At 68.4% G+C, this 25,801-nt stretch carries 8 protein-coding genes; 3 read left to right on the forward strand and 5 right to left on the reverse strand.

Annotation, left to right across the window (positions count from 1 at the left end; all coding sequences use genetic code 11):
* The 3 genes from FZ029_RS29940 to FZ029_RS29950 all read right to left on the reverse strand — a co-directional run.
* The coding region (locus FZ029_RS29940; protein ID WP_149273545.1) for an Ig-like domain-containing protein at positions 1 to 14,396 on the reverse strand (14,396 nt) is incomplete at its 3' end.
* 550 nt (positions 14,397 to 14,946) lie between these two features.
* The gene (locus FZ029_RS29945) at positions 14,947 to 16,443 is read right to left on the reverse strand and encodes an alpha-1,2-fucosyltransferase (RefSeq protein WP_149273547.1); all 1,497 of its coding nucleotides are present in this window, start codon (positions 16,441 to 16,443) and stop codon (positions 14,947 to 14,949) included.
* Positions 16,443 to 17,741, reverse strand: a complete 1,299-nt coding sequence (locus FZ029_RS29950) for a glycosyltransferase family 2 protein (RefSeq protein ID WP_149273549.1) — start codon at positions 17,739 to 17,741, stop codon at positions 16,443 to 16,445. The genes FZ029_RS29945 and FZ029_RS29950 overlap by 1 nt, the downstream gene beginning before the upstream one ends.
* Before the next feature lie 386 nt (positions 17,742 to 18,127).
* Between FZ029_RS29950 and FZ029_RS29955 the strand changes: the two genes are divergently transcribed.
* Complete coding sequence (locus FZ029_RS29955; RefSeq protein WP_188052118.1) at positions 18,128 to 19,537, forward strand: tetratricopeptide repeat-containing glycosyltransferase family protein; 1,410 nt, start codon at positions 18,128 to 18,130, stop codon at positions 19,535 to 19,537.
* Positions 19,538 to 19,641: 104 nt separating this feature from the next.
* Positions 19,642 to 21,828, forward strand: coding sequence for a tetratricopeptide repeat protein (locus FZ029_RS29960; RefSeq protein ID WP_149273553.1), 2,187 nt, complete (start codon positions 19,642 to 19,644; stop codon positions 21,826 to 21,828).
* A 79-nt stretch (positions 21,829 to 21,907) separates the two neighbouring features.
* Here FZ029_RS29960 and FZ029_RS29965 read toward each other — a convergent pair whose 3' ends face one another.
* Positions 21,908 to 23,092 carry a glycosyltransferase family 4 protein gene (locus FZ029_RS29965; protein ID WP_149273555.1) on the reverse strand — a complete coding sequence of 395 codons (1,185 nt, stop codon included), beginning with the start codon at positions 23,090 to 23,092 and terminating at the stop codon, positions 21,908 to 21,910.
* Positions 23,093 to 23,264: 172 nt separating this feature from the next.
* Here FZ029_RS29965 and FZ029_RS29970 point away from each other — a divergent pair, with 172 nt between their 5' ends.
* Positions 23,265 to 24,842 (forward strand): tetratricopeptide repeat protein, encoded by a 1,578-nt coding sequence (locus FZ029_RS29970; RefSeq protein ID WP_149273556.1) that lies wholly within the window; start codon positions 23,265 to 23,267, stop codon positions 24,840 to 24,842.
* A 3-nt stretch (positions 24,843 to 24,845) separates the two neighbouring features.
* Here the strand turns inward: FZ029_RS29970 and FZ029_RS29975 are convergent, their stop codons facing one another.
* Complete coding sequence (locus FZ029_RS29975) at positions 24,846 to 25,646, reverse strand: FkbM family methyltransferase (protein WP_149273558.1); 801 nt, start codon at positions 25,644 to 25,646, stop codon at positions 24,846 to 24,848.
* Between the last annotated feature and the right edge of the window lie 155 nt (positions 25,647 to 25,801).

Here is a 25,801-nt window from a genome sequence, read left to right on the forward strand (position 1 = left end):
TCGCTGCCGGAGCTGCCGACCAGCGTCTCCAGCAAATTGACGACGAAGGTGCCGCCGCCCTCCGACAGATGGACGACATCGCGCCCGCTGTTGCCGGTGATGGACTCGATGCCGATGATCCGCACCGTCGTCCCGGCCGTGCCCAGCGTCACCACGTCCAGGCCGCTGCCGCCGATCAGCGTCTCCACCGCCACCGTCGCCAAAGTGCTGCCGCCGGACCCCAGCAGCGTCACCACGTCCAGGCCGCTGCCGCCCAGCAGCGTCTCGAGCTGCGACACCACCAGCGTGTTGCCGGAGTTGCCCAAGGTGACGAGATCGTTGCCTGCGCTGCCGACGATGGTTTCGAACAGCCCGATCTGCATCGGGCCGCCGTCATTCAGCAGCGTCACCACATCGGTACCGCTGTTGCCGGTCAGCGTCTCAATGTTGCGGAGCGCCAGCGTGTTGCCGCCGGAGGCGAAGAAGACGGAATCAGTACCGGCACCGCCCGTCAGCGTCTCGATGGAGGACACGAACAGCGTGTTGCCGACGCTCCCCAACGCGGCGATGTCGGTCCCCTGGCCGCCCAGAAGGGTTTCCAGACCCGAAACGACCACCGTGCTGCCGGTCGGCGCCAGCGTGACGACATCGGTGCCGGCACCACCTGTCAGCGTCTCGATGGCATTGACCAGCAGAGTGATGCCCGCCGTCCCGAAGGTGATGACCTCGTTGCCGGCGGTGCCGGTCAGCGTCTCCAGCAGTTCGACCTTCATGGTGGTGCCGTTGCCGGCCAACGTCACCACATCCGCACCGGCGGCACCGGCAAGGGTGTCGATGGCGGAGACGAGCATCGTGGAACCGGCACCCGCCAGCACCAGCACGTCCGATCCCTGCGCGCCGACGATGGTTTCGATGGCGGAGACGAACAGCGTGCTTCCGACGGTGCCCAGCGTCAGCAGGTCGGTGCCCACGGTTCCGACGATGCTCTCGATCGAAGAGAGGAGCAGCGTCGAGCCGGCCGTCCCACCCAGCGTGATCACATCGGTGCCGCTTCCGCCGAGCAGGGTTTCCACCAGGGTGACGGTCAGGGTGTTGCCGGCGGCGCCGAGCGATACAACGTCGCTGAGGCTGCTGCCGGCCAGAGACTCCAGCGCCGAAACCAGCAGGGTGCCGCCGGCGGTCCCGATGGTGACGATATCGGTACCGGCCCCGCCCAGCAGCGTTTCCAACCCGTTGACGAGCAGGGTGCTGCCGAAGCCGCCAACCAGTGAAACCAGATCGACCGCCATGTTGCCGGTGATGGTTTCGAACAGGCCGACCGCGACAGTGCTGCCGCTGGATTCCAGGAGCAGGACGTCGCTCCCGGCATCGCCGATCAGCGTTTCGACCAACCGCTGCGTCAGGGTATTGCCCTGGGTGTTGGCGAACATCACCACATCGGTGCCGGTACCGCCGGTCAGCGTCTCGATGCCGATGGTGTAGACGGTGCTGCCGACATCCAGGAGCGTCACCACATCGGTGCCGACGCCGCCCAGAAGCGTCTCCACGCCGCTCACCACCAGCGTTCCACCGGTCGTGCCCAGCGTGATCCACTCCTTGCCGGTGCCGCCCAGAAGCGTTTCGACATTGGACAGCAGCAGCGTCGTGCCCACGGTCGCACCGATGCTGATGACGTCCGTGCCGTCCGAGGCGGTCAGGGTCTCCAGCGCAGAAATCTCGACCGTGTTGCCGGGTGTGCCCAACGTGATGACGTCGGTGCCGGCATTGCCGAGGATAGTGTTGTACTGGGCCAGTGTGATCGTCGTGCCAGCGGTGCTGGCGACCGGATAGACCAGCGACGGCGCGTTTGCGTTGGTCACCGCGGCATAGGTCAACACCGCGTTGTTGGCGTTGGTGTCGCGAATCGTGCTGGTGTTCAGCGTCAGGCCGTTGGCGACGGCTGTCACGCCGTCCGCATCCACGTCGCCCGGCTGTACCGTATAGCGGTAGATTGTGTAGGACCCGAAATTCTCCACGAAGCTGGCCTGACGCGTGGTGGTCCCAACGGTCAGGGCCAGAGTGGAATCCGTCCCGGTATAGACGACGGTGTCGCTGAAGGTGACCTCGATCGAGATCTCGGCCCCCAGCGCGTACGGCCCGTCGCTGATGACCACGCTGGTCACCGTCGGCGGCGTCGCGCTGATGGTGATTACCAACCCCGACGAGGCGACGGAGGTGTTGCCGACGCTGTTGATCTGCGTGGCGAGCAACGTATGGTCGCCGTCGGACAGCGACGCTCCCGCGGTTATGGTCCACAACCCGCTGCTGTCGGCGGTGGCGGTGCCCAGCGCGGTCGTGTCGTCATAGAGCACCACAGTGGCGTTGGCACCGGCCGTACCGACCAGCGCCGGCTGCCTCACGCCGGTGATCCGGTCGGTGTTGCTCAGCCCGCTGTCGGAGTCCGGGGTGAGCGCCAGACCGGTCGGCGCACCGGGTGCAGTGGTATCGATGGTGACCGTCAGGCCAGTGGAGGCGGTCGAGCTGTTGCCCGCCACATCAACCGCGGTCGCGGTCAGCGTGTGATCGCCATTGCTCAAGGTGGCGCTGGTGATCGACCAGACGCCGCTGCCGTTCGCCGTGCCGGTGCCGACGGCGGTGGCGCCGTCATAGAGGGTAACGACACTGCTGGCCTCCGCCGTGCCGGTTACCGTCGGGGCGACGACGTTGGTGATGCGGTCGCTGCTGCCCGATCCGCTGTCCGACCCGGCGGCCAGGGCCAAGCCGGTCGGCGCGGCGGTCGTACTGTCGATGGTGACGGTCAGGCCGGTGGACGCCGTGGAGGTGTTGCCGGCCGCGTCCAGCGCGGTGGCAGTCAGCGTGTGAGCGCCGCTGCCGAGCGTGGCGCTGGTGATCGACCAGACGCCGCTGCCGTTCGCCGTGCCGCTGCCGGCAACGGCAGTCCCGTCATAGAGGGTGACGACACTGTTGGCTTCCGCCGTGCCGGTGACGGTCGGGGCGGCGATGTTGGTCAGGCGGTCGCTGTTGCTCGACCCGCTGTCCGATCCGGCTGCCAGCGCAAGACCGGTTGGAGCATTCGGTGCGGTTGTGTCGATGGTGACGGTCAGCCCGGCGGAGGAGGTGGAGGTGTTCCCCGCGACATCCACCGCCCGGGCGGTCAGCGTATGCCCACCGCTGCTCAGTGTGGCACTGGTGATCGACCAGACGCCGCTGCCATCAGCTGTGGCGGTGCCGACGGCGGTGGCGCCATCATAGAGGGTGACGACGCTGCTGGCCTCCGCCGTGCCGGTGACGGTCGGAGCAACCACGTTGGTGATGCGGTCGCTGTTGCCCGATCCGCTGTCCGACCCGGCTGCCAGTGCAAGACCGGTCGGAACCGCGGTCGTGCTGTCGATGGTGACTGTCAGGCCGGTGGAGGCGGTCGAGCTATTGCCCGCCACGTCCACCGCGGTCGCAGTCAACGTATGCCCGCCGCTGCCGAGGGTGGTGCTGGTGATCGACCAGACGCCGCTGCCATCAGCCGTGCCGGTGCCGGCGATTGCCGTGCCGTCATAGAGCGTGACGACGCTGTTCGCCTCCGCCGTCCCGGTGACGGTCGGAGCAACCACGTTGGTGATGCGGTCGCTGTTGCCCGATCCGCTGTCCGACCCGGCAGCCAGCGCCAAGCCGGTCGGCGCCGCGGTCGTGCTGTCGATGGTGACCGTCAGCCCGGTGGACGCCGTGGAGGTGTTCCCCGCCACGTCCACCGCGGTCGCGGTCAACGTATGCCCGCCGCTGCCGAGCGTGGCGCTGGTGATCGACCAGACGCCGCTGCCGTTCGCCGTACCGGTGCCGGCGATTGCCGTGCCGTCATACAGCGTGACGACGCTGCTGGCTCCAGCCGTGCCGGTCACTGTCGGGGCGACGATGTTGGTCAGGCGGTCGCTGTTGCTCGACCCGCTGTCCGACCCGGCAGCCAACGCAAGACCTGTCGGGGTGGCGCTCGTGGTATCGATGGTGACCGTCAGGCCACTGGAGGCGGTCGAGCTGTTGCCCGCCACGTCCATCGCGGTCGCGGTCAACGTATGCCCGCCGCTGCCGAGCGTGGCGCTGGTGATCGACCAGACGCCGCTGCCATCAGCCGTGCCAGTGCCGGCGATTGCCGTGCCGTCATAGAGGGTGACGACACTGCTGGCCTCCGCCGTCCCGGTGACGGTGGGAGTGACGACGTTGGTGATGCGGTCGCTGTTGCTCGATCCGCTGTCCGACCCGGCAGCCAGCGCCAAGCCGGTCGGCGCCGCGGTCGTGCTGTCGATGGTGACCGTCAGGCCGGTGGACGCCGTGGAGGTGTTGCCCGCCACGTCCACCGCGGTCGCGGTCAACGTATGCCCACCACTGCTCAGTGTGGCACTGGTGATCGACCAGACGCCGCTGCCATCAGCTGTGCCGGTGCCGGCGACCGCAGTCCCGTCATACAGCGTGACGACGCTGTTCGCCTCCGCCGTGCCGGTGACGGTCGGGGTGACAATTTTGGTGATGCCGTCGCTGTTGCTCGACCCGCTGTCCGACCCGGCAGCCAGCGCCAAGCCGGTCGGTGCGGCGCTCGTGCTGTCGATGGTGACCGTCAGTCCGGTGGAGGCGGTGGAGGTGTTGCCCGCAACATCAACCGCGGTCGCGGTCAACGTATGCCCACCACTGCTCAGTGTGGCACTGGTGATCGACCAGACGCCGCTGCCGTCGGCCGTGGCGGTACCGATGGCGGTGGCGTCGTCATAGAGCGTGACGACACTGCTGGCCTCCGCCGTGCCGGTGACGGTCGGAGTGACGATGTTGGTGATGCCGTCGCTGTTGCTCGACCCGCTGTCCGACCCGGCAGCCAACGCAAGACCTGTCGGGGTGGCGCTCGTGCTGTCGATGGTGACCGTCAGCCCGGCGGAGGAGGTGGAGGTGTTCCCCGCAACATCAACCGCGGTCGCGGTCAACGTATGCCCACCACTGCTCAGTGTGGCACTGGTGATCGACCAGACGCCGCTGCCATCAGCCGTACCGGTGCCGGCGATTGCTGTGCCGTCATACAGCGTGACGACACTGTTCGCCTCCGCCGTGCCGGTCATCGTCGGGGCAACCACGTTGGTGATGCTGTCGCTGCCGCTCGACCCGCTGTCCGACCCGGCAGCCAGCGCCAAGCCGGTCGGCGCCGCGGTCGTGCTGTCGATGGTGACCGTCAGCCCGGTGGACGCCGTGGAGGTGTTCCCCGCCACGTCCACCGCGGTCGTGGTCAACGTATGCCCGCCGCTGCCGAGGGTGGCGCTGGTGATCGACCAGACGCCGCTGCCATCAGCCGTGCCGGTGCCGACAACGATCGTGCCGTCATAGAGCGTGACGACGCTGCTGGCCTCCGACGTGCCGGTCATCGTCGGGGCAACCACGTTGGTGATGCCGTCGCTGCCGCTCGACCCGCTGTCCGACCCGGCAGCCAGCGCCAAGCCGGTCGGGGTGGCACTCGTGGTGTCGACGGTGACCGTCAGTCCGGTGGAGGCGGTGGAGCTGTTGCCCGCCGCGTCCACCGCAACAGCGGTCAGCGTGTGATCGCCGCTGCTCAGCGTGGCGCTGGTGATCGACCAGACGCCGCGGGCGCTCGCCGTGCCGGTGCCGGCGATTGCCGTGCCGTCGTACAGCGTGACGACGCTGTTCGCCTCCGCCGTACCGGTGACGGCCGGAGCAACGACGTTGGTGATGCGGTCGCTGCCGCTCGATCCGCTGTCCGACCCGGAGTCCAGCGCCAAACCGGTCGGAGCACCTGGTGCGGTGGTGTCGATGGTGATCGCCAGCCCGCTGGAGGCGGTGGAGCTGTTGCCCGCCGCATCCACCGCGACAGCGGTCAGCGTGTGGGCGCCGCTGCCGAGCGTGGCGCTGGTGATCGACCAGACGCCGCTGCCATCAGCCGTGCCGGTGCCGGCGACCGCAGTCCCGTCATACAGCGTGACGACGCTGTTCGCCTCCGCCGTGCCGGTCACCGTCGGGGCGGCGACGTTGGTCAGGCGGTCGCTGTTGCTCGATCCGCTGTCCGAACCGGTCGCCAGCGCCAGGGTGTCCGGTGCACCCGGTGCGGTGACATCGATGGTGATCGTCAGACCGGTGAATGCCTGCGACGTGTTGCCGGCCACATCGATTGCCGAAGCCGACAGGCTGTGCGTGCCATCGCCACGGGCGGAAGCCGTGACGGTCCACGCACCACCCGAATCGGCCGTGGCCTGACCGATCAGGCTGGTTCCTTCATAAAGCAGGACCGTGCTTCCGGCCTCCGCCGTGCCGGTCACGGTCGGCGCCACCACGTTGGTGATGCCATCCCCCGACGTTCCACTGTCGGAAGCCGCCGCCAGGGCAACGCCGGAGGGAGTGGTGGAGGTGGTGTCGATGGTCAGAACCAGGGCGGAAGACGCTTGGCTGGTGCTGCCGGCCGCATTGATCGCGCGCGCGGTCAGGGTGTGTGCGCCGTCCGGCAGCGTGCCGGTGGTGACCGACCACAAGCCGGACGCATCCGCCGTCACCGTGCCGACGGCGGTGCTTCCGTCGAAGAGCGTGACGATGCCGTTGGCTTGCGCGGTGCCGGACAGCGTCGGCGTGGTGACGCGCGTGATGCCGTCGCCCGCCACGCCGCTGTCGGACGCCACCGCCAGCACCGGGATCGACGGGGTGGTGGGCACCGACGCATCGATGGTGACCGTCAGCGCCGAGGAGGAACCGAGGAGCGTGCCGTTCGAAACAGCGGTTGCGTAGAGATTATGCGCGCCGTTGGTCAGCGTCGTCGTGGTCACCGACCACGCTCCCGCGGAATCGGCGGTGGCGGATCCGACCAGCGTGCCGCTTTCGTAGATCGAGACCGTGCTGTCCGCCTGGGCCGTACCGGTGAGCGTCGGCGTCACCACATTGGTAAGGCGGTCGCCCACGGTGCCGCTGTCGGATCCCGAGTCCAGCCGTGGCGTGGAGGGGGCGCCCTGCAGCGGATTGCCGATGGTGATCACCAGATTGCCGGACACGGTGCTGGTGTTGCCGGCCAGATCGATGCTCAGCGCGGTGAGGGTATGGCCAAACTCCCCCAATTCCGGCGAGACGATCGACCAGGTGCCGACGCCGTTGACGGTCGTGGTGCCGAGCAGGTTGCTTCCATCGAACAGCGACAGCACCGAGTTCGCCTCGGCCGTGCCGGTGATCGTCGGCGTCCGCACCGTGGTGGTGTTGTCTCCCGGTGTGTCGCTGTCGGACGCCGGGTCCAATGTCAAACCAGTGGGCGCGACCGGCGCCGTCGCATCCACCGTCACCGTCAGCGCCGTGGACGCGGTGGAGGTGTTGCCGGCCACGTCGACCGCCTGCGCGGTCAGGGTATGGATACCGTCGGCCAGGGAGGGAGTGGAAAGCGACCACAGGCCCACGGCATCCGCCGTCACCGTGCCGATGGCGGTGACGCCGTCATACAGCGTCACCACCCCGTTCGCCTCGGCCGTGCCATTGACGGTGGGGGTGGTGACCTTCGTGTTGAGGTCGCTGGCGCTCGACCCGCTGTCAGAGCCGAGCGCCAGCGCCAGACCGCCGGGCGTGGCCGAGGTCGTGTCGATGGTGATCGCCAGACCCGTGGAGGCGGTGGAGCTGTTGCCCGCCACATCCACCGCGACAGCGCTCAGCGTGTGGGCGCCGCCGGCAAGCGTGGAACTGGTGATCGACCAGACACCGCTGCCGTTCGCCGTGCCGGTGCCCGCAACGACAGTCCCGTCATACAGCGTGACGATGCTGTTCGCCTCCGCCGTGCCGGTCACCGTCGGCGCGGCGACGTTGGTGATGCCGTCGCTGTTGCTCGACCCGCTGTCAGACCCGGACGCCAGGACCAAGCCGGTCGGCGCGCCGGGTGCGGTGGTGTCGATGGTGATGGTCAGACCGCTGGAGGCAGTGGAGCTGTTGCCCGCCGCGTCCACCGCGGTCGCGGTCAGCGTATGCCCGCCGCTGCCGAGTGCGGCGCTGGTGATCGACCAGACGCCGCTGCCGTTCGCCGTGCCGGAACCGACGACGATCGTGCCGTCATACAGCGTGACGACGCTGTTCGCCTCCGCCGTGCCGGTCACCGTCGGCGCGATGGCGTTGGTGATGCGGTCCGTGCCGCTCGATCCGCTGTCAGACCCGGCCGCCAGGGCCAAGCCGGTCGGCGCGGCGGTCGTGCTGTCGATGGTGACCGTCAGGCCGGTGGAGGCGGTCGAGGTATTCCCCGCCACGTCCACAGCGGTCGCGGTCAGCGTATGCCCGCCGCTGGCAAGCGTGGCGCTGGTGATGCTCCAGCTTCCGCTGGCGTTCGCCGTGCCGGAACCGACGACGATCGTGCCGTCATAGAGCGTGACGACCGAATTCGCTTCGGCAGCACCGGTGACGGTGGGAGCAATGATTTTGGTGATGCCGTCGCTGCTGCTCGATCCGCTGTCCGACCCGGCCGCCAGCGTCAGGTCCGTCGGGGCCGCGATCGTGCTGTCGATGGTGACCGTCAGCCCGCTGGAGGCGGTGGAGGTGTTCCCCGCCACATCCACGGCCCGGGCGGTCAGCGTGTGGGCACCGCTGCTGAGGGTGGAACTGGTGATCGACCAGACGCCGCTGCCATTGGCCGTGCCGGTGCCGGCGACCGCCGTCCCGTCATACAGCGTGACGACGCTGCTGGCCTCCGCCGTGCCGGTCACCGTCGGGGCGACGATTTTGGTGATGCGGTCGCTGTTGCTCGACCCGCTGTCCGACCCGGCAGCCAGCGCCAAGCCGGTCGGTGCGGCGGTCGTGCTGTCGATGGTGACGGTCAGCCCGCTGGAGGCGGTGGAGGTGTTCCCCGCCACGTCCACCGCCCGGGCGCTCAGCGTGTGGGTGCCATTGCTCAGGGATGCGCTGATGATCGACCAGACGCCGCTGCCGTTCGCCGTGCCGCTGCCGGCGACCGCCGTCCCGTCATAGAGCGTGACGACGCTGTTCGCCTCCGCCGTGCCGGTCACGGTCGGAGTGATGGCGTTGGTGATGCCGTCGCTGTTGCTCGACCCGCTGTCCGATCCGGCGGCCAGCGCCAAGCCGGTCGGCGCGGCGGTCGTGCTGTCGATGGTGACCGTCAGCCCGCTGGACGCCGTGGAGCTGTTGCCCGCAACATCAACCGCGACAGCGCTCAGTGTGTGGGCGCCGCTGCCGAGCGTGGCGCTGGTGATCGACCAGACGCCGCTGCCATTGGCCGTGCCGGTGCCGGCGACCGCAGTCCCGTCATACAGCGTGACGACGCTGCTGGCCTCCGCCGTGCCGGTCACCGTCGGCGCGACGACGTTGGTGATGCGGTCGCTGCTGCCCGACCCGCTGTCCGATCCGGCGGCCAGGGCCAAGCCGGTCGGTGCGGCAGTCGTGGTGTCGATGGTGACGGTCAGCCCGCTGGACGCCGTGGAGCTGTTGCCGGCCGCATCCACCGCCCGGGCGGTGAGCGTATGGGCGCCGCTGCCGAGCGTGGCGCTGGTGATCGACCAGACACCGCTGCCGTTCGCCGTGCCGGTGCCGGCGACCGCCGTCCCGTCATACAGCGTGACGACGCTGCTGGCCTCCGCCGTGCCGGTGAGGGTCGGAGTGACGACGTTGGTCAGGCGGTCGCTGTTGCTCGACCCGCTGTCCGATCCGGCCGCCAGCGCCAGACCGGTCGGAATACCCGGTGCGGTTGTGTCGATGGTGACGGTCAAGCCAGTGGAGGCGGTCGAACTGTTGCCCGCCACATCCACTGCCCGGGCGGTCAGCGTATGGGCACCGCTGCTGAGGGTGGCGCTGGTGATCGACCAGACGCCGCTGCCGTCGGCCGTGGCGGTGCCGGCAACGGCCGTCCCGTCATAGAGCGTGACGACGCTGTTGGCTTCCGCCGTGCCGGTCACCGTCGGCGCGACGATGTTGGTGATGCCGTCGCTGCCGCTCGGCCCGCTGTCCGACCCGGCCGCCAACGCCAAGCCGGTCGGAGCCGCAGTCGTGCTGTCGATGGTGACCGTCAGCCCGCTGGAGGCGGTCGAGCTGTTGCCCGCAACATCCACCGCGACAGCGCTCAGCGTGTGGGTGCCGCTGCCGAGCGTGGCGCTGGTGATCGACCAGACGCCGCTGCCATTGGCCGTGCCGGTACCGGCGACCGCAGTCCCGTCATACAGGGTGACGACGCTGCTGGCCTCCGCCGTGCCGGTCACCGTCGGGGCGACGACGTTGGTGATGCGGTCGCTGCTGCCCGATCCGCTGTCCGACCCGGCGGCCAGGGCCAAGCCGGTCGGTGCGGCAGTCGTGGTGTCGATCGTGACGGTCAGCCCGCTGGACGCCGTGGAGCTGTTGCCGGCCGCATCCACCGCCCGGGCGGTGAGCGTATGGGCGCCGCTGCCGAGCGTGGCGCTGGTGATCGACCAGACACCGCTGCCATCAGCCGTGCCGGTGCCGGCGACCGCAGTCCCGTCATACAGCGTGACGACGCTGCTGGCCTCCGCCGTGCCGGTGAGGGTCGGAGTGACGACGTTGGTCAGGCGGTCGCTGTTGCTCGACCCGCTGTCCGATCCGGCCGCCAGCGCCAGACCGGTCGGAATACCCGGTGCGGTTGTGTCGATGGTGACGGTCAGGCCAGTGGAGGCGGTCGAACTGTTCCCCGCGACATCCACTGCCCGGGCGGTCAGCGTATGGGCGCCGCTGCTGAGGGTGGCGCTGGTGATCGACCAGACGCCGCTGCCGTCGGCCGTGCCGGTGCTGGCAACGGCCGTCCCGTCATAGAGCGTGACGACGCTGTTGGCTTCCGCCGTGCCGGTCACCGTCGGCGCGACGATATTGGTGATGCCGTCGCTGCTGCTCGGCCCGCTGTCCGATCCGGCGGCCAGCGCCAAGCCGGTCGGAGCCGCGGTCGTGCTGTCGATGGTGACCGTCAGGCCGCTGGACGCCGTGGAGGTGTTCCCCGCCACATCCACCGCGACAGCGCTCAGCGTGTGGGTGCCGCTGCCGAGCGTGGCGCTGGTGATCGACCAGACGCCGCTGCCATTGGCCGTGCCGGTACCGGCGACCGCCGTGCCGTCATACAGGGTGACGACGCTGTTGGCTTCCGCCGTGCCGGTCACCGTCGGGGCGACGACGTTGGTGATGCGGTCGCTGCCGCTCGGCCCGCTGTCCGACCCGGCCGCCAGGGCCAGACCGGTCGGGGCCACGATCGTGCTGTCGATGGTGACCGTCAATGCCGTGGACGAGGTGGCCGTGTTGCTTGCGGTGGTCACGGCGACCGCGGTCAGGGAGTGCGTCCCTTCGCTCAGCGTGCTGGAGATCGCCCATGTGCCATTCGACGTCGCCGTACCGGTGGCCAGCACCGTCCCCCCTTCATACAGGGTGACGACGCTGTTGGCCTCGGCCGCACCCGTGAAGGTTGGGGTCGTGACGTTGGTGATGTCGTCGCCGACGGTCCCTCCATCAGACGCGGCATCGAGGAAGGGGCCGGTCAGGGAGCTTTGGGTCAGCGTGATGCTGTTGCCGGAAACCGAGAAATTGCCGGGCGTGTAAAGGCCGTCCAGCGTGATGATGCGGGTGGCCGCACCGGTGGTGCCCCCGGTGTTGATGTAGAGCGTCGTCACCCCTGCGGAGGAGGAGAGCTGAATCGATCCGGCGGCAACGGCGGTTCCGTTGCCGTTGGTGACCGGACCGGTCAGGGTGGCGCCGATGACGCGGAGGACGTCGTCCTTGCTGAAGCCGTTGACAGCACTGGTGCCGGCGACGGTGGAATCGAAGGCGAACACATCCCGGCCGGCGCCACCGATCAGCGTTTCAATGCCCGTGGCGAGAATCGTGTTGCCGATGGTGCCCAGCGTGACCACGTCCACGCCCACTCCACCGACCAGGGTTTCCAGCCCGGACGCGGTGATGGTGTTGCCGCCGCTGGCCAGTGTGACGACGTCGACGCCGATGTCGCCGAGCAGCGTTTCCAGACCGCCGACCAGCATCGTGTTGCCGACGCTGCCCAGCGTCACGACATCGATGCCTGCACCGCCCGTCAGCGTCTCCAGCCCGGCGGCCCGGACCGTGTTCCCGCCCGATGACAGCAGCACCACATCGCGGCCCGTGCTGCCGATCAGGGTTTCGGTCCCGCTGACCGCGATGCTGTTGCCCGCCGTCCCGCCAAGCGTCAGCACGTCGATGGCGGCGGAGCCGGCCACCGTCTCGATGGCGCTGACCGACAGCGTCCCCCCCGTGGAGCCGAGGACCAGCAGGTCGGAGCTGCCGCCGCCGACAACGGTTTCGAGATTGGAAACCGATACGGTGTTGCCCGCCGACCCCTGGAGAAGGATCGCATCGGTGCCGGTCCCGCCGATCAGTGTCTCGAGACCGGCTGCCAGCATGGTGTTGCCGGCGCTGCCCAGCGTCACGACATCCGTGCCGGTGCCGCCGAACAGCGTCTCCAGCCACGATGCGAACACCGTGTTGTAGGCTTCCGTCAGGATGATGACGTCGGTGCCGCTGCCCAGTCCCTGGATCGTCTCGATCAGCGACAGCGTCGTGGTGTTCCCGCCACCCAGCAGGCTGACCACATCGACGCCCACGCTGCCCGTCAGCGTCTCGACGGCGCCGACGGCGACGGTCATGCCGCTGATGAAGGTCAGCAGATCCGTCCCGCCGCTTCCGACGATCGTCTCCAGGCCGCTGACCTGCATCGTGGCGCCGGTGCTGCCCAGCACGATCAGGTCCAGACCGGCGCCGCCGAGGATGGATTCGATGGCGCTCACCTGGATGGTGATGCCGCTGGTGTCGGTGAGGATGATCTCCCGGTCGGCAGAGCCGGTCAGCGTCTCGACCCCCGCCACCCACATGTTCTGGCCGGTGGTGAAACTGTGGCTGCTGGAAAACATCGTGACGATGTCTTGCCCCGCGGAGCCGACGAGCGTCTCGATTCCGCTGATCTGCACGGTCGAACCTTCGGAATCGATCAGCGCAAGAAAGTCGGCAGTGCTGGAACTCAATCCCGGATATTGGGCGCCGTAGACGGTTTCGACGTGCGAGACCGCCAGCGTCAGGGGCAAACCGAACAGATTGGAGCCCCCGGGCTTCGACGGATCGGTCGGGGACTGCTCATAGTGGCCGAAATTGATCCCTGTCATAACGTCGATGCCAGACGTTCCAATCAGGGTATCCACGCCCATGGTGGTGACAGTGGCGCCGCCTATGTCGGCAAGGATGTAAACATCCTTGCCGATGCCGCCGGCCAACTGCTCCACGCCCGAAACCAGAACCGTCGAGCCGTAGCCCTTGACCTGGACGATCATGTCAGTGAGGGTGCTGCCAATGATCGTTTCGTAGAGATCGATGCGGATCGAGTTGCCGAGGGTGCCGGTATTCGTCATGAGCATGACGTCGTTACCGGTGTTGCCGAACACAGTGTCAAGCAACGACACTCGAATGGTCGTGCCTGCTGTATCATCGATATAGATCGTGTTGGCTGATTTTCCGCCGATCAGGGTTTCCACCCCGGTGACGTGCATAGTGCTGACGACGCTGCTGCTAAATTTGATAGACCCGACATCCGTGTTCATGTCGATGACGTCGTTACCGGCCGTGCCGATCAGCGTTTCGACCGCGCCGACGATGATGGTGGCGCCGTTCGTTTCCAGCAACTTTACGTAGTCTTGATAATTAGTTGCCATACCATAGATGGCATTCACCCCCAGGACGGCCAGGCTGAGTGGGCTTGGCGCCCCCTGTCCGGAGATCAGATCCAAGCCGCTGTTGCCGATCACCGTATCGATCAGGGACACGAGCATCGTCGTGCCCGCGGTCGACGAGATTTGGGCGACATCCACGCCTGTGTTGCCAAACAGCGTGGAGAGATCCCGGACGGAGATCGTGTTGCTGCTGTCGCCGAGGAAGATCGCCTCCGTTCCGGAGCCGCCGATGAGCGTCTCCACCAGCGACACCAGCATGGTGCTGCCGGTGGTGGTGTTGGTCGAAGCGTTGTAGGGGGCGCTGCTGATGTAGCCGCTGCCGAAATAGACCACATCCTTCGCCGTGGTGCCGACCAGCGTGTCGATCCAGTCCACCCGGATGGTGTTGCCGCTGGTCCCCACCAGAATGATGTCTTCGACCGCCGACTTCGTGGTTCCGGTCAGCGTCTCGATCAACGAGACCGACATCGTCGTCCCGTTGGTCGAGCCGTAGATCACATCGTTGCCGGCACCACCGATCAGCGTATTCAGAAAGCTTACCGTGGTGGTGTTGCCGCCGCTGCCGAAAGTGATGAGGTCGAGGCCGCCGTTGCCGATGAGCGTTTCAAGCGCCCTCACCGTGGTGGTGTTGCCGGTGTTGCCCAGGGTGACGACATCCGTCCCCGTGCTGCCGATGATGGTGCTCGGCGACGAGGTCGTGGTGGTGGTTCCTGTGACGTTGACGGTTCCGGCCATAATTTCCTCACACGCGGCAGCTTGAAAGAGTCGGGAAAGACGATGTCGGGAGCCTTCGGGAGACGACGCCGGGCCTCGGAGTCGGGACTAATCGATCGGCAGCGGGGCCGGACCGCCCACATACGCCAGTATTAATACCGGAAAGCAAACAACCGCTTCCAGCAAGCATATTTCCTTATGAAGACACCGAACAATCGAAAGGAATCGCCTGAGCTTGCAAAATTCTTGAATGCACTCATAGGAAAGGAGAGCAATGATATCTGAAACAGCCCCTTGCCCAAGCTAAAAATTGCGCGCCCAGGTTGCTGTGCAAATCGCCCAACAATCATAATAACCCTCCAGATATTGCCTTATTACTGGAAATAATTCAGAACAGAGATCTCCAAACATCTTGAAAACAGGTATCACAAAAGTATTACCACCCTAGTTAACATAAAATTAGCATAAAACGGGGAAATCGCTTTTCCGGAGTTCCCCTTAGGCCGCAATCCAGCGGCCCCACAGGACAACCTTCCGGGATATCGGCCGCGACGGCCGGTTCAGCGTCGGTTCAAAGCAGGACTTCGGCGTCCCAGGGATCGTACGGCACCAGCATGCGCCGATGACGGTCCGGGCGGACGAACCGCCGGGCGGTCCGGTTCAGCAGGCCGGCCGCGAAGGAAAAGGTGCTGTTGGAGATCGCCAGCACATCGGCGACGCACAGCGCATGGAAATCGGTGAAGAACTCGGCACCCGCCAGAGGCGTGCCCAGGTCGGTGGCGAGAATGGGGGAAAATGGGGAGAAAGCCGCGGCCAACTCCGGCGCGTCGGTTGCCAGATAGAGAACGGGCTTCTCCAGATCGGCCCACAGCTGCTCCAGCCACGTCCGGTACCACAGCTCCGGCGCAATCCAGAACCGGCCCCAGCCATAATCGCCCCGCCGCAGATGCAGCGCGACGATTGTCCGTCCCCGTGCGCGCAAACGATGTTCGATCGCGTCGGCGCGCGGCCACAGATACCGGCCGGGCATGAAGAGCCTGCGGAAGTCCGCCCGGTACGGTGCCAGCGCCGCGGTATGGCGGCAGAAATAGCCGGTGACGTCGCACTCCGCCCGAACCGGCGCCGCGCCGGACAGCGAGGCGAAGAAATCATGGTCCTCCTCCGAAACCCGGGGAAGCGGAGCCCCAGGCAGCGGATCGTCGCAATCATACAGGTAACGCCCCACCCACTCCGGCACCTCCAGATCCAGATCATGGCGGGCGGCATAGAGGCGCAGGAAGCCGTACTGAAGCAGCTGGTTGCCGAAGCGGCCGTTGCATCCCAACGCCGTCGCGGCGAGGCGCCGTCCGGCACGCCCGGCCACCGGGCGCGGCGTCGGGGCTTTCCAGGTCTGCCGCAGCCGCAGGACGGCATGTCGGGTAAAGGCCTCGCCGAATCCCGGATGGCAGCGGATCGCACGCTCATAGGCGCAGAGCGCAGCCGCGGGACGGCCTTCCGCCTCGGCGGCGGCGCCGAGCACAAGGTGAACGTCATAGCGGTCGGGAAGCAGGGCCGCGCTCCGCCGCCCATGGCGGGTGGCGTCCTGCCAACGGCCGCAGTCGCGCAGCGCAAGGGCCATTTCCGCCCCGATGTCGGCCGCGGCGGGCGACGCCGGCGGCTCCAGCCGGGCCGCAAGGCCCAGCAGCCGGCAGGCCGCGTCCGCCCGGCCGGTCCGGCGCGCCACCCGGCCGAGCTGAAACAGCGCATAGGCGCGCGCCGGATCCAGCGCCAGGGACTGTCGCAAGCTCGTCTCGGCGCTCAGCCAGCGTCCGGTATCGAACAGCACATTGCCCAGATTGAGGTGGGCGGACGCCGCCGCCGGCAGCAGGCGCGCCACCCGGCGGAAGGCTGCCGCCGAAGCCGCCGGCCCCTGCGCCGCATGGAGCGCCATGGCAAGCGCGCTCCACCCCTCGACGCTGCGGGGATCAAGCGCCAACGCCGCGCGCATCGCGGTGGCGGCAGGGTCCGGCCGACCGTCATGGGCGCAGAGATGGGCGCGGAGATGGGTGCGGAGACGTCCGGGTTCCATCACAGGACGATCATCCGCCCGCTCCCGTCGGGAAGAATGGGCGGCCCGTCCCAGTCCATTCCACGCTTGGCCTCCAGGGCGTAGAGCCGGCGGCGGATCAGAAGCTCCGCCGCCAGATGGACCGGTTCCGGCGGCGCCCCCTGCCCCGGCGGCCTGCCGCTCAGCATGTCCGCCCTCAACCTGTCGAACACATTGCCATCGCTGAGCGTATAGCACACCGTCGGTTCCGCGGTCTTCGCACCGGCGAACAGCGACCGCAATGCCCTGCTGTAGCAGACATCCTCAGGCCCGGCCGGATTGAACGGCTCCTCGTCGGGAAAGCCGCCGACCAGGTCGTGGCAGACGCGACGCACAGCCAGGTTGCAGGGATAGGTCGCTTCGGAGGCCAAGCGCCAGACCGGTGTGATGTCGCGGTCGATGCTGTCGAACCGGATACCGGTGCGCACGAAGCCGATCTCCGGATGGCGGTCGAGCGCCGTGGCCGTCACCCAGAGGTGGCGGTCGAGAAACCAGTCGTCGGCGTCGAGAAACCAGAGGTACGGTCCCATCGCCATCGCTGCCCCAAGGTTGCGCGAACGCCCCGCCCCACCGTTGCGGCTGTTGGCGAGCAGCGACAGGCTGTGTTCGGGATGCGCCCGTGACCACCCCCGGACCACCTCCACGGTGCCGTCGGGCGACGCATCGTCCACCACGCAGATATGGACGCGCGCGTCCGGATCGCCCGCCGCCTGCCGGTAATAGCGAACGGCCCGGTCCACGCTGTCCAGGGCACGCCCGATGCACCCCTCCACCCGGTGAGCCGGAATCACCACGCTGCCCACCGCCTGATGGTCCCTGCGCCGCCGTTCAAGCGCGTGCAGCGCCCGCTCCAGCCCGGCCTCCGGCACCGTCACCGTCACCGGCACCGGCACGGCGCCACCACCCCGCCCGGCGGCCACATCAGCGGCCTCATCGGCAGCAAGACGCGACACCCGGGCGAGCAGCCCGCCGGCCTCGCCGGCGGCCCCCTGGATGAAACGGACCATCGCCAGGAGGCGCAGCAGGGCACGATGCGGCGGCAGCACCTCCACCAGCCGCGCCAGTGCGACGCCGGCCCGATCGACCGCCCCCTCCTCAAGCTGGACGGACAGGCGATGCGCTGTCATCGAAAGCATGACGTCGCGCAGCCGTTCGAAGGCGGGATCGCTGGCGGACAGCGACGCGACCCTGGACAGCCAGCGACCGCTTCCCCCCTCCTTCACCTCGACCAGCGCCATCAGCAGGACCAGTCCGGAATCGGCCGGGGCCGTGCACAGCAATTCGGCGTAGCACCGCTTCGCATCGGCAAGGCGCCCGTCACGATGGGCATTGATCGCCTGGCCAAGGGCGGCCTGGGCTCTTGCCTGACCATCTGGACCCTGGGCATCTGGCCCTTGAGCGTATGGGATCACGCGGGAACTCGGCAGTTCGGAAAGGCGACACAGGGTGGAGGGCCTCCACTCTACAGCAGGGCGGTTCCGGATGGGACGGCCTTGCGGACGTGCCGATCCCGGCCAGCGTCTGTCTGACGCTCATTGAAGCATCAGACAGACGCTGGCCTTTTGATTTTCCGTGCAATTCACGCTTCAGACGATTCCGTCCGAACCGATCACACTCTAGGATGGCGGTCAGCCACCAGCCGGCCGCGGCGCCACGACGGACCCCCATGCCCGCCCTCCCTGACAGCTCCGCGACCGATCCCCTGCACAGCCCGGAGTTCCAGGCCGGTTTGCTCGCCTTGCAGCAGAACGACCGGGTGGGAGCGATCGCGGCCTTCACCCGGGCGGCCGGCAGGTTCCCGATGTACGGCCCCGTTCATGCCAACATCGGCACCCTGGCCGGCCAGCTCGGCCACAGCGCCCTGGCCATGCGCTGTTTCCAACGGGCGATTGCGGTCGACCCCGGCCATGCGGAGGTCTGGTCCAACTTCTCCAGCCAACTGCGCAGGGCCGATCGCGAAGAAGACGCCGTCATGGCCCTCAAGCGCGCCTTGAGCCTGGCGCCCAAACATGCGAACGCCCTGTGCAACCTCGGTGCGATCCTGTTCGATGCCGGCCAGACCATCAGAGCGGAAGCCTGTTTCCGACAGGCGCTTGCCCTGGCCCCCAACCATCATGATGCGGCGAAGAATCTGGGCTTCGCATTGTTGCGCCGCGGCGACCTGCGTGCCGGCTTCGGTTGGTACGAGCATCGCTACGCCGCGGCACCACTGCCTGCGCCCGTGCTCGACACACCGGCTCCCCGCTGGCGCGGCGGGACGCTGAATGGCCTCTCCCTGCTGGCGGTGGCGGAGCAGGGCGAAGGCGACACCATCCAGTTCGTGCGCTACGCCAAGCTGGTGGAGCGCGGCGGCGGGTCGCTGACCATCACCTGCTCGCCGGCGCTGAAGCGCCTGATGACACGCGCCGACGGGGTGCGCCACGTGGTGGCGGCTGGAGACCGGATGCCGCGGATCGACGCATGGGCTCCCCTGCTGAGCCTGCCGCATCTGCTGGGCACCGACCACGGCAGCATTCCCGGCGGGGTGCCCTATCTGCATCCGGCACCGGAGGATGCGGCGGCGTGGCACACGCAGCTGTCGGGCGTCGCCGGGCTGAAGGTCGGGCTGGTGTGGGCGGGAAACCCGGCGTTCGGCGGCGATCGCCACCGGTCTCCGCGCTTCGCGGCCGTTGCCCCCCTGCTGACGCTGCCCGGCCTGCACATGGTCCTGCTGCAGGTGGGAGACGGACGGCGGGATCTGGCCGGACATGTCCTGCCAACGACCGTCACCGATCTGGGCGACAGGATCAGCGACTTCGCGGACACGGCGGCGATCATGGCCGGATTGGACCTTGTCATCACCTCCTGCACGGCGCCGGCGCATCTTGCCGGCGCCTTGGGCCGGCCAGTCTGGATCATGCTGCCATTCGCCCCCGACTGGCGCTGGATGGAGGGGCGGACCGACAGTCCCTGGTATCCGACCGCAAGGCTGTTCCGCCAGCCGACGCCCGGGGATTGGACCAGCGTCATCGCGGCGATCTCCATCGAACTGCAGGCGGTGGTCGCCGGTCGCCATCCTCTCGAAGGATTGGCATGATCGGAGCAGCCGCCGGTCTTGATTAGCCAACGGTTAAGCCTGTCCGGCTAGTTTTCACGCTGCGGTCGGCCGCAGTTATTCGGGATGATTGGGAACACACCGCTTTGGACGCGAGCAGCGAGATCAGAGGGAGCGGTCGGACGCAGGCGGGACGGACCGGCACGCCATCCGCCGGCAGCCTCCTGAACAGGGCGATCGCCGCCCACCGTGGCGGTCGCCTGCCCGAGGCGGCGGGGATCTATCACGCCCTGCTCGCACTGGAACCGGCCCATGGCGATGCCTGGCACCTGCTGGGGCTGACCGAGCTGCAATCCCGGCGGGAAGCCGGTGCCTTGGCGCTGTTCGACCGTGCCTTGCGCATCACGCGCGACCGTGCCGAGTACCACAACAGCGTCGGCGAGGGGCTTCGGACGCAAGGCGACATGGCCGCCGCCGCCGCCGCGTATCGCAGGGCTGTCGCGCTGCGCCCGGACTATGCCGAACCCGTCATCAATCTCACCCGCGCCCTCCAGCTCCTCGGCCGGCCGGACCGGGCCCGCGCCAGCGGTCGCCGGGCCATTTCCCTGGCACCGGAACGGACCGAAGGCGCGATCAATCTGGCCCATGCCCTGCTCGACCTTGGGCGCTTCAGCGAGGCGCAGGCCTTCTACCACCGGGTGCTGTCGCTTCAGCCCGACCATGCGGAAGCCATCGGCCATCTCAGCCGCGTCGCCCGCGGGTCCGGCGATCCCCGCAGGATGGAAACCGCCCTGCGCCGCGCCATGCGGGTGGAGCCGCTCGCCATCGACCACCCCCAGGCGCTGGGCGACCTGTTCATCCAGCGCCAGGAGCTTGGCGCAGCGGAGCATGTCTACCGGCGCGTCATCGCACTCAAGCCCGATCATCCGGAGGCGTTGAACGGGCTGGGCAGCGCCTGCCTGATGCAGAAGCGCTATGCGGCGGCCAAGCCCCATTACCACCGGGCCATGCTGCTGCGGCCCGATTATCCGAGCCCCCACAACAATATGGCCAATGCGCTGTGGGAACTGGGCGAGGCCGCCGCTGCCCGCACCCGCTATCGTCAGGCCATCGCGCTGAAGCCGGACCACCCCGACGCCTATGCCAATCTCGGCCATGCGCTCCGCACCCGGGCCAGGCGGTTCGCCGACTACCACGAAGCCGAAAAGGAGTGCCGGCGCGCCCTGCGTCTCGATCCGGGCAACCTTGCGGCCGGCAACAATCTCGGCATCGTGCATCTGTCCCGCAACGAGCTGAAGGCGGCGGAGCAGTGCTTCCGTCGGGTTCTGGCCCGCAGCGCGGAGAATGCGGATGCCCATTTCAACCTCTCGCTGACCCTGCTGAAGGCCGGCGCTCTCGCAGAGGGGTGGACGCATTACGAGTGGCGGTGGCGGACCGGGCAGCTTCCGTTGCCGAAGCTGTCCCAGCCACGCTGGCAGGGAGAGCCGTTGGACGGCCGCAGCATCCTCGTCTATGCCGAGCAGGGGCATGGCGACACGCTGCATTTCGCGCGCTATGTGCCGCTTCTTGCGGAGCGGACAGGGGCCGAGCGCGCCGGGCGGGTGATGCTGGTCGCCCAGCCGGGGCTGGTGCGGCTGCTGAAAGGCATGCCGGGGATCGCTTCGGTGCACGCTGTCAACGACCCGGTTCCGGAGTTCGACGTCCACACCCCGCTGCTGAGCCTGCCGGGCTTCTTCGGCACGACGCTGGACAGCATCCCGGCGCGGATTCCCTATCTCGCCCCTGCCCCCGCGGACGTGGAGACGTGGCAACGGCGGATTCCGGTCCATGGCGGGGTGCGGGTCGGCCTGGTGTGGGCCGGCGATCCGCGTCCCCATATGCTTCACGCCAACGCGACGGACCAGCGGCGCAGCATGACCCTGTCCCAACTGGCTCCTCTGGCCGCCGTGCCCGGCACGGTCTTCTTCAGCCTGCAGAAGGGAGCGGCCGGAACGCAGTCGCACACACCGCCCCGGGGCATGGCGGTGGTCGACCTGATGGACGAGGTCAATGATTTTGCCGATACGGCGGCCCTGATCTCCACCCTGGATCTCGTCATCTGCGTCGACACGTCGGTCGCCCATCTGGCGGGAGCGCTGGGCAAGCCGGTGTGGGTCCTGTCGCGCTTCGACGGATGCTGGCGCTGGTTGACCGGCCGCCAGACCACTCCCTGGTATCCAACCATGCGCCTGTTCCACCAGACCACACCGGGCGACTGGGCGCCGGTGGTCGAGACTGTCGCCGGCGCCCTGCGGGTTTTCGTCGACGAACAGCTTGGAGCGGACGTTCGGTAAGCCCCCTGCCGACGACCCGACCGCCGGCCGCCCGGTTGCATCCTCTCGGGGTTCCGTCCTCCGGGTCAGGCAGCGCCCTTCAGTCCGCCTGCGCCGACGGAACCCGCCCTGCCGAGGCGCTGCCGGCAAGCGCCAGGTCGCGGTAGGCGGCGGCGACGGCGCGCCAGGAGAAATGATCGACCACCCGGCGGCGGCCGCCCTCGCCCAGGCGGCGGCGCAGGGCCGGGTCCTGGGCCAGACGCGTCAGCGCGACGGCAAGCGCCGGCATGTCGTCGGCGTCCAGCATCAGGCCGGTCTCCTCCTCCACCACCAGATCGCGGTTGCCGGCGATGCGGGTAGCCACCACGGGCAGGCCGGCGGCCATCGCCTCCAGAACCACGTTTGGCATGCCCTCGTCGCGCGACGGGAAGACGAAGGCATCGGCGGCGCGATAAGCGGCGGGAAGCTCGTCACGCCCGAGCCAGCCGCGGAACGCCACCTGCGCCGACAGGCCGAGCCGGGCGGCCTGGACCTCCAGTTCCGGCCGGGCCGGGCCGTCGCCGACAATGGTGAGGTCGATGGCGCTCCGCGTTTCGAGCGGCAGGGAGGCGAGCGCCTCGAACAGCACGTCCAGCCCCTTCTGCCGCACCACACGGCCGACGAACAGCAGCGACAGGCGGTCGCCATCACTCCTGGTGTCGGCGGGCGAGAAGCGGGCGGCGTCGACGCCGTTGGGGATGATGGCGATGGGCTGGTCCGGGGCGAAACGGCGGGCCAGCTCGGCCAGCCCCTCGCTGTTGGCGACGACGGCCGAGGACCGGCGCCACAGCCAGCCGATCACCGGCCCGGCCAGCCGGTGATAGAGCGAGATGCCGTCATACTGGAAGCCGGGCACGTCGCCGCCGCGCAAGCTGACGACATAGGGCACGCCGGACAGCGCCTTCACCATCCAGGCCGCCGGACCGCAGGGCAGGCCGAAATAGGCGATGGTGGCGTCCGGGCGCCAGCGGGCGGCGATCCAGGGCGCCATGACCAGCGAACTGGCAAGGAAGGCCAGCATCTCCACCACAGAACTGCGGTCGCGGCGGCGGCGCAGGGTGGGAATGCGGCGGATCTCCACCCCGTCGGCCCGGCGTTCCACCCGCGGCAGATCGCCGAAGGCCGAGGTCAGCACCAGCACCTCCTCGCCCAATGCCGCCAGTTCGCGCGCGGTGTTGTCGGTGGCGTTGGCCGCCCCGCCGCCCAGCGGCGGAAATTCGTAATTGATCAGCAGAAACCGCGCCATGCCGCCCGCCACGCTCCCCGTTCGACGAGCGCCATTGATGCGGGGGGACGGGCGGCGATGCAAGCGGACAACCGCCCCGTCCTTTGCAGCACCGGTCATCTCTGCTACTGATCCCGCAGGTCCCTCGATGCCATCCGAAACCAGTTCCTCAACCGGGGCGATGCGGTCCTTCATGAACATCCAGCAAGCCTTCGCCACGGCTCTCGGGTTCCAGCAGAGCGGCCAAACCGGGGAGGCCGCCCGGCTGTATGGCGAGATCGTCGCCGCCGACCCGCTGTTCGCCCCTGCCGTCAACAATCTGGGTCTGCTGCGCGCCAATGCCGGCCACGATATGGAAGCGGTGGCGCTGTTCCGGCGCGCCTTGAGCCTGTCGCCGGACTTGCTGAACGGTTGGAACAACCTGGGGGCGCTGCTGGTCCGGCTCGGCCGGCCGGAGGAGGCGGTGCGGGCCTACCGCGCCGCGATCCGGCTGAAGCCCGACCAGCCGGCCGCCCTCAACGAGATGGGGATCCAGCTGGAGCGGCTGAAACGGCCCGAGGAAGCCTGCGACGCCTTCGCCCGCGCGGCGGCCCTGGCGCCCGGCGATGCCGAGATCGCCAACAACCACGGCGCCATGCTGCGCATGGCCCACCGGCTGGACGAGGCGGCGGCACGTTTCCGCCGCGCCATCGCGCTGAACCCTCACTATGCCGGGGCCTACAGCAACCTGGGCTCCACGGTGAAGGACAAGGGCGCCTTCTGGGAAGCTCTGCTGGCCTTCCGGCGGGCGACCCGGCTCGACCCGAATTTCGCCGGCGCCCATTGGAACGAAAGCCTGGTCCGGCTGCTGCTGGGCGATTTTGTCCAGGGCTGGCGCGGCTATGAATGGCGCTGGAAGCATGGCCGGCTGCCCTCGCCGCAGCGCAGCTTCGTCCAGCCGCGCTGGGACGGATCGCCGCTGCAGGGGCGGCGGCTGCTGGTCTATTGGGAGCAGGGCTTCGGCGACGTGCTGCAGTTCGTCCGGTATCTGCCGCTGCTGGCCCAGGCGGCCGGCTCCGACGGACAGCCGGTCTATCTGGAATGCCAGGGGCCGCTGATGCCGGTGCTGCGCAGCCTGTCCGGCACCATCGTCGTGGAGACCGGTAAACCGTTGCCCGACTTCGACGTCCAGATCCCGGTGCTGAGCCTGCCGGCGCTGTTCGGCACCCGGCTGGAAACCGTGCCGTCCCGCGTGCCCTACCTGTCGGCGGAGCCCGATCTGACGGCCCGCTGGGGCGAACGGCTGAAGGAGGTGGCAAAGGACGGGGGCCGGCTGAAGGTCGGCATCGTCTGGGCGGGGGCGCCCACCCACGGCAACGACCGCAACCGCTCCATCGGGCTCGCCCCCTTCGCACGTCTGGCCGCCATCCCCGGCGTCAGCCTCGTCTCCATCCAGAAGGGACCGACCGAGGGGCAGGCAGCGAACCCGCCCGGCGGCTTCCCCCTGCTGAACCTGTCGCCCGACATCAAGGACTTCGCCGACACCGCCGCCATCATGGCCGGCCTCGATCTGGTGGTCTGCGTCGACACCTCCGTCGCCCATCTCGCCGGTGCCCTCGGCGTCCCGGTCTGGGTGCTGGTCCCCTTCGCCCCCGACTGGCGCTGGATGCTCGACCGCGACGACAGCCCCTGGTATCCGACCATGCGGCTGTTCCGGCAGGACCGACCCGGCTCCTGGGACGGCGCCATGAACCGGCTGGAGCATGCGCTCCGCAGCCGCGCCGCCGCATAAGGATCAAAGTGCGGCGTAGGGTCCGTCGCGGTGGACCAACACCAGATCGACCTGCCACATCCGCTCGTCATTCGGACGGTAAAGCGGATCGACGATGTCCCAGACCTGGAACCCATAAGGCGCCATGGCGGCGATGATGCGGGGCAGGCGGGCATCCGGGCCGGCGACGGTCGCCTCGATCACGAAGACGGCGTCCGGCTGCATCAGGGTGGAGGCACCGGCCAGAACCTCCAGTTCCAGGCCGTCGACGTCGATCTTCACCAGCATCGGCCCGGTATAGCCGCGCTCGGCACACAGGCCGTCCAGCGAGATGGCGGGCACCGTGCGCAGGCCGGGCAGGGTGCTGTCCGGGGTCTCCCCCTCCAGAATGACGGAGGAATAGAGCCGGTCGTCGGACACCGCCAGCGGAACCGTGCCGTCCCGGCGGGCGACGGCGGCGATGTGGTATTCGGCACTGCGCAGTTGCCCGCACAGGGCCTGCAGGGCCGGCTCGTTCTCGGCCACCGGCTCGATCAGCACATGGTGGGCTTCGGGAAAGACCTCGTAGAGCGGCGGGGTGCCGGTCTGGGCGCCGACGTCGATCACCGTGGCGGGGGCGAACCCACGCGCGCGCAGAAGCGTCAGCGTCTTGTGCTTGCTCTGGCGGATCGCCGTCCGTTGCGACCGGATCAGCGCCAGCAGGGTCACCGCCATCGGGTCCGTCGGACTGACGCGCAGGATGGCGCGGTAGAACTCCTCCGCCCGTTCCAGGTCGCCGGATAGATGGACATCGAAAGCGATCTTGAGGCCGTCGGCGATGCTCACGGCGTAGCTGTCTCCCGGACTGGCGACCGCCCGGGCTTCGCGCGGCGGCGACTGTATGGCTGATTATAAAAGTGCCGCGCCGGACGGACCGGCGCGGCACAGTTTCGGCTGGAACCCTTTCCCGGGTCCATAGCAACAGTTGATGATATTTGCCC

This window comes from Azospirillum sp. Sh1 (assembly GCF_008365135.1).
GTDB classification, from domain to species: domain Bacteria; phylum Pseudomonadota; class Alphaproteobacteria; order Azospirillales; family Azospirillaceae; genus Azospirillum; species Azospirillum oryzae.